Source organism: Mesorhizobium sp. M7A.F.Ca.CA.003.01.2.1 (assembly GCF_003998945.1).
GTDB classification, from domain to species: domain Bacteria; phylum Pseudomonadota; class Alphaproteobacteria; order Rhizobiales; family Rhizobiaceae; genus Mesorhizobium; species Mesorhizobium ciceri.
In genome coordinates, this window is record NZ_RZRA01000618.1 from 1 (window position 1) to 3463 (window position 3463).

Annotated in this window: 4 protein-coding genes; 1 reads left to right on the forward strand and 3 read right to left on the reverse strand. The window is 66.6% G+C overall.

Features of this window, described 5'->3' with window-relative positions; all coding sequences use genetic code 11:
• Window positions 1–84: 84 nt before the first annotated feature.
• The 3 genes from EN969_RS22345 to EN969_RS22355 form a co-directional block, all read right to left on the reverse strand.
• Window positions 85–885 carry an SH3 domain-containing protein gene (locus EN969_RS22345; protein WP_335918526.1) on the reverse strand — a complete coding sequence of 267 codons (801 nt, stop codon included), beginning with the start codon at window positions 883–885 and terminating at the stop codon, window positions 85–87.
• Between the two features lie 225 nt (window positions 886–1110).
• Window positions 1111–1875 (reverse strand): metallophosphoesterase family protein, encoded by a 765-nt coding sequence (locus EN969_RS22350; RefSeq protein ID WP_063168791.1) that lies wholly within the window; start codon window positions 1873–1875, stop codon window positions 1111–1113.
• A 68-nt stretch (window positions 1876–1943) separates the two neighbouring features.
• Window positions 1944–2306, reverse strand: coding sequence for a helix-turn-helix transcriptional regulator (locus tag EN969_RS22355; RefSeq protein WP_127419400.1), 363 nt, complete (start codon window positions 2304–2306; stop codon window positions 1944–1946).
• A 208-nt stretch (window positions 2307–2514) separates the two neighbouring features.
• Between EN969_RS22355 and EN969_RS22360 the strand changes: the two genes are divergently transcribed.
• Window positions 2515–3463 (forward strand): MFS transporter (locus tag EN969_RS22360; RefSeq protein WP_164758416.1); only part of this gene is annotated, 949 nt, incomplete at its 3' end.

A 3463-nucleotide genomic window follows, 5' to 3' on the forward strand; every position in this document is an offset into this window, starting at 1 on the left:
GAGTAGGGGAGTAGGGGAGTAGGGTCGGTTCGAGAGAATTCCAAACACACTCCCTTATTCCCTGCTCCCTTACTCCCCTGAATTCTAATTCCCCAGCGCCAACTGATCCGTGATCTCAAACCGCTCCGAGACGCCGACACGGATCATGTTGAGGCTGCCTTCCCTGGTGAAGCGGAAGTCGCCGGGCGCGTCGGAACCGGCCGGCTGGCCGGCACGGAAAGAGATGATGCGCGTGCCGCCATCGGGCCAGGTCACAGTGATGTTCGCCTTGTCGGCGGTGTGCACCACGCTGACCTTGCAGCGCTCCATCGGCTGGCCGACATAGCGGGCGCAGGGAATTTCGGGGCCAGAAGCCAGCGTCGGAGCGGAATCAAGCGGGACGTCAGGCGCCGCCAGCGCCAGTAGGTACGCATCCTGCATGGCGGCGTGGCCGATTTCCTCTGGCGATTTCGGCGTGCTTTCGGCTGCCGGACCGGCGCCGCCAAGCCGCGCCGTCAGGTCGGGCGGTGCGACCGGCGCGCTGTCGGCTGAGCCGGTGGCCTGCGATTGGTCCGGTGCCGAGGCCTGCTCGGCCCCACTGCCGGTGGAGGCAACCACCGGCGCACCGGCCGGTCTTGGCTCACCTTCGACATAGGGGTTCGGATTGAGGGGGATGAGATAGCGCGCCGGCGCCCAGCCGCTCAGCTTCTCCTTGCCCGTGCTCTCGACCTTGCACCATTTGTAGCCGTTGATGTCGTTGCAGCCGAGATTGGTGACCATGTCGCCACTGCTCAGCCGCGCCTCGACCGTGGCGACCGGCGATGCGGTGGTGCGGACCTTGAGAAGGTCGTCCGGCGCCAGGCCGGTAACGACGGAGATGACGAGCTCCGGCGCCTCTTGGGCCATCTCTTCAGCCATAGCGGGGGCAATCACAGGCCACGCCGTCATCAGCAGCGGAGCAGCAATCAGCGCATGGAGGATTGTTCGGAGCGTAACTGTGCGCCTCATCGTTTGGCCGTGCGCTGATACCGTGCCGCGGCGGATCGAGCCCGCCGCAAGCCCGGCCGGTTTTATAAGGGACGACGCGGCGCCATGTAAGCCCGAAAATTCGGGCCGCCGTTTCGCCAGCCTTCAGCCGGGCAGGGGCATGAACCCGGTTCTGAGCGCGTGAGCCCATTCCGGCCGGCCCGCTTGTTCGGCCTGCCTGGCGGCCGCCTCGTGGTCGTAGTCGACGGCGATGGCCTCGAAGCCGTCGGGCTGGCCGTTGCTGCCCAGGGTGACAATGCCGTAGCGCGCATGCGGCGAGCCCTGCTCGGAGACATGCGCCGGCGGCGTGGAATCGTCATAGGCAGGGCAGCCGATGCTGCCCGGATTGAAGATGACGGGACCGTCGGGGACGCGGATCAGTTCCGCGCGGTGGCTGTGGCCGCACAGCGCGATGCGGCAAGCCGGGTCGAGCGCCTTCAGCCGCCGCCGGATCGCCGTCAGCGGCGCGCGTACCAGCTGGCCATTGACGATCGTATCAGTGAGATATTTCTCGTCATGGTCGGGACGGGCGTGGAAAGCGATGATTCCGGGTGCGATCTCCAGCGTCAACGGCTGGGCGAACAGCACCTGGCGCTGTGCCTCGGTCAGCCGCTCCTGCGCATAGACGTCGGAGGGCCACATGGTGTCATCAGCGGGGTCGGCGGCAACACGGCGGTCGTGGTTGCCGCGCACCGTCGGCAGGTTCAGCGCCTGCAGCCGTTCCATCGTTTCGCGCGGCCATAGCGGGCCGGAAACGCTGTCGCCGAGATTGACGGTCAGGTCGGCGCCGCCGCGCCGGCGCAGGTCGTCAAGCACGGCGTCGAGCGCCAGCACATTGCCGTGGATATCGGCGAGGACGGCGATGCGCATTTCGGGAAGCTCCTGTGTGACGCCGCTTTTCCTTTTCCCCACGTTCGTGGGCGAGGAACCCAAGTCCTTCAGGGTCGGGCGTGCACTTCGATATCGTGGCCGCCAACCGCCGGCAGTGCGGGATCGTCGCCGGCGGCGGCGATGACGCCGTCGAGCAGGCCGGGGAAGCGGGCGTCGAGATCGGCGCGGCGCAGTGTGATCATGCGGTTGGTGCCGACCACCTCGGCGCGGGTGACGCCGGCCTCGCGCAATTTGGCGAGGTGGTAGCTCAGATTGGTCTTCGAGCCGAAATCGAGGAACTGGCTGCAGTTCAGCGGCACGCCCTGCTTGCTGGCGAGATAGCGCACGATGGCAAGCCGCGTCGGGTCGCCGAGCACGCCAAGCACGATCGGCAGGCTGATCTGGTCCGTATTGGGGTGTGGCAAGGTCATGGCTCGAAACTAAGCACAGTCGGGTCCGATTTCAACGCATCCATCATTGTTGGCTCCACGTGGCCTTTCTCCGTCTCGCGCGAACCCCGCCCGGCCTGTGCTGACACAGGGCTGTCAGGAAGGTTCAGCTATTTTTCCCTGGCTTCATTGACATGATGCCCTGTTATGTCCAATTGTTCAATAACTTTTGAACTAAGGACATCCCGCCATGGACAAGCGCCTCTTCTGGCTCGCGCTCGGATCGTTCACGATCTCGACCGAAGGCTTCGTCATCTCCAGCCTTCTGCCCGACATCGCGGCGGATGCCGGCATCTCCATTCCGCTGGCCGGCACGCTGATTACCGCCTTCGCGCTCGCCTATGCGGTCGGCACGCCGATTCTCGCGACGCTGACCGGCGAATGGGACCGGCGCCGCGTCATCCTGTGGACGCTGGTGTTCTTCGTCATCGGCAACATCGCCGCCGCCTTGAGTTCCTCCTTCGAACTGCTGCTGGTCGCGCGCATCGTCATGGCGCTGTCGTCGGGCCTGTTCGCCGCAACCGCGCAGGGCACCGCAGTAGCGCTGGTCGATGATCATCACCGGGCGCGTGCCATCGCCGTCGTTGTCGGCGGCACCACTGTGGCCGTTGCGCTCGGTGCGCCGCTCGGCGCGCTCGTTGCCACCGTCGCCGGCTGGCGCGGCACCTTCTTTGCCATCGCCGGCCTTGGCGCGCTTGCAGGCGCGATCCTGTGGTACCGGCTGCCGCAGGGCATCGTTGGCACCAGGCTGCCCTTGAAGCGCAGGCTGGCGGCAGCGCTGCGTCCCGGCGTGATGCCGATCCTGTTGACGACAGTGCTGGCGCTGATCGGCGCCTTCACCGTCTTTGCCTATGTCGCGCCGCTTGCCATCGAGGGCGGCGGTCTCAGCCAGATCGCGCTGCCCGGCATGCTGCTCGCCTTCGGCGTCGGCGCCGTCATCGGCAACATTGGCGGCGGCCAGGCCGCCGACCGGTTCGGTGCGACCCGCACCGTCGGCTGGTCGCTGGCGCTGAGTGCCGGCATGCTGGTCTTATTGTCGGTCATCCCGACCTTCCTGCCGCACCATATTGCCGGGCCGGCGCTGATGGCGATGATGGTGCCGTGGGGCATCGTCGGCTGGGCGTTCCCGCCGGCGCAGG

What these genes read in the sequence shown, in the direction of transcription:
- EN969_RS22345 (WP_335918526.1), bottom strand. Translation starts at nt 885, where the DNA reads ATGGCCCAAGAGGCGCCGGAGCTCGTCATCTCCGTCGTTACCGGCCTG.
- EN969_RS22350 (WP_063168791.1), bottom strand. Translation starts at nt 1,875, where the DNA reads ATGCGCATCGCCGTCCTCGCCGATATCCACGGCAATGTGCTGGCGCTC.
- EN969_RS22355 (WP_127419400.1), bottom strand. Translation starts at nt 2,306, where the DNA reads ATGACCTTGCCACACCCCAATACGGACCAGATCAGCCTGCCGATCGTG.